This window comes from Nocardioides sp. NPDC057772, assembly GCF_042798075.1.
Classification (GTDB): domain Bacteria; phylum Actinomycetota; class Actinomycetes; order Propionibacteriales; family Nocardioidaceae; genus Nocardioides.
Genome location: NZ_JBHVKN010000318.1, coordinates 1 through 3,681, shown reverse-complemented (window position 1 = coordinate 3,681; position 3,681 = coordinate 1). Strand labels below are relative to the sequence as shown.

At 71.1% G+C, this 3,681-nt stretch carries 5 protein-coding genes; all 5 read left to right on the top strand.

Going from position 1 to position 3,681, the window contains the following annotated elements; all coding sequences use genetic code 11:
- Positions 1 to 284: molybdopterin-binding protein (locus ACFVJS_RS26990; protein WP_378886638.1), on the top strand; the 284-nt coding region annotated here is incomplete at its 5' end.
- Positions 281 to 1,036 (top strand): molybdate ABC transporter substrate-binding protein, encoded by a 756-nt coding sequence (gene modA, locus ACFVJS_RS26985; protein WP_378886637.1) that lies wholly within the window; start codon positions 281 to 283, stop codon positions 1,034 to 1,036. The genes ACFVJS_RS26990 and modA, both read left to right, overlap by 4 nt.
- Positions 1,037 to 1,094: 58 nt before the next feature.
- Positions 1,095 to 1,856, top strand: coding sequence for an ABC transporter permease (locus ACFVJS_RS26980; protein WP_378886636.1), 762 nt, complete (start codon positions 1,095 to 1,097; stop codon positions 1,854 to 1,856).
- 79 nt (positions 1,857 to 1,935) lie between these two features.
- Positions 1,936 to 2,634 (top strand): sulfate/molybdate ABC transporter ATP-binding protein, encoded by a 699-nt coding sequence (locus ACFVJS_RS26975; protein ID WP_378886635.1) that lies wholly within the window; start codon positions 1,936 to 1,938, stop codon positions 2,632 to 2,634.
- A 43-nt stretch (positions 2,635 to 2,677) separates the two neighbouring features.
- A partial coding sequence (gene glpX, locus ACFVJS_RS26970) for a class II fructose-bisphosphatase (RefSeq protein WP_378886634.1) occupies positions 2,678 to 3,681 on the top strand: 1,004 nt, incomplete at its 3' end.

Sequence of the window (3,681 nt, the reverse complement as noted above, 5' to 3'; positions counted from 1 at the left end):
GCCGCGCGGTCATCGACGGCATCGTCCTGGCCGAGCTGGCCTCGGAGCTGGCCGACGCCCCCAACCCTGACCGGGCGAAGGCGGTCAGCGCCCGCAACCGGATGCTCGGGATCGTCACCAAGACCACCGTGGACACCGTGATGGCGCAGGTCGAGATGGTGTGCGGGCCCTATCGGATCGTCTCGCTGATGAGCGCCGAGGCCGCCGTCGAGCTCGGTCTCGAGCCCGGCGTCAGCGCGGTCGCGTCCATCAAGTCGACCAACGTCGTCGTGGAGCGCCCATGATCAAGCAGCCTGCCCTCGCTGTCAGCATCGCCGTCGCAGCCACCCTCGCGCTCGCCGGCTGCGGCAGCGCGAGCGGACAGGCCGACCAACAGGAACTGACCGTCTTCGCGGCGGCCTCGCTGACCGACACGTTCACCCAGCTGGCCGAGGAGTTCGAGAAGCAGCACCCCGAGGTGAAGGTGACCACGAGCTTCGGCGGCTCCTCGGACCTGGTCGCCCAGATCGAGGACGGCGCCCCGGCCGACGTCTTCGCCTCGGCCGACGCCAAGAACATGGACAAGCTCGGTGACCTGGCCACCGACCCGCAGGACTTCGCCTCCAACACCCTGGAGATCGCCACCCCGCCCGGCAACCCGGCCGACATCGCCGGCTTCCAGGATCTCGCCCGGGAGAGCACCAAGGTCGTCGTCTGCGCGGTCGAGGTCCCCTGTGGCAACGCGACCGCCGAGATGGAGGAGAAGACCGGCGTCGACATCGAGCCGGTCAGCGAGGAGCAGTCGGTCAGCGACGTGCTCGCCAAGGTCACCTCCGGCGACGCCGACGCCGGGCTGGTCTACGTCACCGACGTGACCGCCGCCGGCGACACCGTGACGGGCGTCGAGTTCGAGGAGTCCGACCAGGTCGTGAACACCTACCCGATCACTGCCCTCGACGGCGCCGACGACGCCGACCTGGCCCAGGAGTTCGTCGACCTGGTGCTGAGCGAGACCGGACAGAAGGTGCTGAGCGATGCCGGCTTCGGCCAGCCCTGACCTTCTCCGGAGGCCCGGACGGACGGACCGGCAGCGGGGGGCCGGTCCGTCCGTCGGGATGCCACGCTGGCTGTGGTTCCCGGCAGCCATCGCCGCCGCGTTCATCATCGTCCCGCTGGCCGCGATCGTCCTGCGCGTCGACCCGGCGACCCTGCCCTCGCTGATCACCTCGCCCTCCGCGCTGGAGGCACTCTGGCTGAGCCTGCGCACCGCGGTGGCCAGCACCGTGCTGTGCATCCTGCTCGGCGTGCCGCTCTCCACGGTGCTCGCCCGCACCAGCTTCCGGGGACAGGGGCTGGTGCGCTCGCTGGTGCTGCTGCCGCTCGTACTGCCACCGGTCGTCAGCGGGCTCGCCCTGCTCTACACCTTCGGCCGACGCGGGCTGCTGGGGCAGTCGCTGGACCTGGTCGGCATCCAGATCCCGTTCACCACCCTCGCCGTGGTGATGGCCCAGACGTTCGTCGCGCTGCCGTTCCTGGTGATCAGCCTCGAGGGAGCCCTGCGCACCAGCGGCACCCGCTACGAGGCCGTCGCGGCCACGCTGGGAGCCCGCCCGACCACGGTCTTCCGCCGCGTGACCCTGCCTCTCGTCGCGCCCGGCCTGCTCTCCGGGTCCGTCCTCGCCTTCGCCCGCTGCCTGGGCGAGTTCGGCGCCACGATCACCTTCGCCGGCAACCTTCCCGGCGTCACCAGCACGATGCCGCTGCAGGTCTACCTGCTCCGCGTCGACGACCCCGACGCGGCGGTCGCGCTCTCGCTGGTGCTGGTCGTCGTCGCGATCGCCGTCATCGGCTTCGCCCGTCACGGGAGGGCCCTGTGAGCGAGCGCAAGCGAGCGAACCATCAGATCCACACGCCGCCATCTCCGTACGATGGCGCTTGCGCTACGGAGGTGGCGGCGTGAGTTCTCTCCACCTGCGGGCCGTGATCGCCCAGCGCGGCATCGACGTCACCCTCGACGTGGCCGCCGGCGAGACGGTCGCGCTCACCGGCCCCAACGGCGCCGGCAAGTCGAGCCTGCTGGGGGTGATCGCCGGCCTCCTCCATCCCGACGAAGGAGAGGTACGCCTCGGCGACCGCGTCGTCGACTCCACGCCCCCGCACGCCCGCGGGGTCGCTCTCCTGGCCCAGGACCCGCTGCTGTTCCCGCACCTGTCGGTGCTCGCCAACGTCGCCTTCGCTCCGCGAGCACGCGGCGTACGCCGCCACCAGGCCAACGAGCTCGCCCTGCGACACCTCACCGACATCGGTGCCCAGACGCTGGCCGGGCGCAAGCCGCATGAGATCTCCGGCGGCCAGGCCCAGCGAGTGGCGGTGGCCCGGGCGCTCGCCGCGGATCCCGAGCTGCTCCTGCTCGACGAGCCGATGGCCTCGCTCGACGTCGACGTCCGCCCCGCGCTGCGGCAGACGCTCCGTACCGCCCTCGAGGGCAGGACCGCCATCATCGTCACCCACGACGCCGCCGACGCTCGGGCGCTCGCCGACCGGGTGGTGGTGGTCGAGCACGGTCGCATCGTCGAGGACGGCCCGACCGAACGGGTCCTGAACGACCCGCAGACACCGTTCGCTGTGAGGCTTGTCTCTGGATCGATCAAGTGACGCGGCGGCCACGGCACCGCACACGGCCGATAGATTGATCCCCATGAACGACACCCAGCCGCTCGGCGTCGCCCCCACCGCTCCTGACCGCAACCTGGCCCTGGAGCTGGTGCGCGTGACCGAGGCAGCGGCGATGGCCGCCGCCCGCTGGGTGGGTCGTGGCGACAAGAACGGCGCCGACGGGGTCGCGGTCAACGCGATGCGCACCATGATCTCCACGGTCGCCATGAACGGCACCGTCGTGATCGGCGAGGGCGAGAAGGACAACGCCCCGATGCTGTTCAACGGCGAGCAGGTCGGGGACGGCACCGGCCCCGAGTGCGACGTCGCGGTCGACCCGATCGACGGCACCACGCTGACCGCCAAGGGCATGAGCAACGCGGTGGCGGTGATGGCGGTCGCCCCGCGCGGCAGCATGTACGACCCCAGCGCCGTCTTCTACATGGAGAAGCTGGTCACCGGTCCCGAGGCCGCCGACGTCGTCGACATCCGGCTGCCGGTCGCCGAGAACATCGCCGCGGTCGCGAAGGCCAAGGCCACCACTGCCTCCGACATCACCGTGATCGTGCTCGACCGCCCGCGCCACGACAAGCTGGTCGAGGAGATCCGCGAGACCGGCGCCCGCATCAAGTTCATCGTCGACGGTGACGTCGCCGGTGCCATCTCGGCGGCTCGTGCCGGCTCCGGCGCCGACCTGCTGATGGGCATCGGAGGCACCCCTGAAGGCATCGTCGCCGCCTGCGCGATGAAGGCCCTGGGCGGCACCATCCAGGGCCGGCTGTGGCCGAAGGACGACGAGGAGCGCCAGCGTGCCCTCGACGCCGGCCACAACCTCGACCCCGACTTCGTGCTCCACACCGACGACCTGGTCACCGGCGACGACTGCTTCTTCGTCGCCACCGGCATCACCGACGGCGACCTGATGCGCGGGGTGCAGTATCTCCCCCACGGCGCCGTCGTCACCGACTCCCTGGTGATGCGCAGCCGCTCGGGCACCATCCGCAAGGTCACCTCCGAGCACCAGCTCGCCAAGCTCAAGGCCTACAG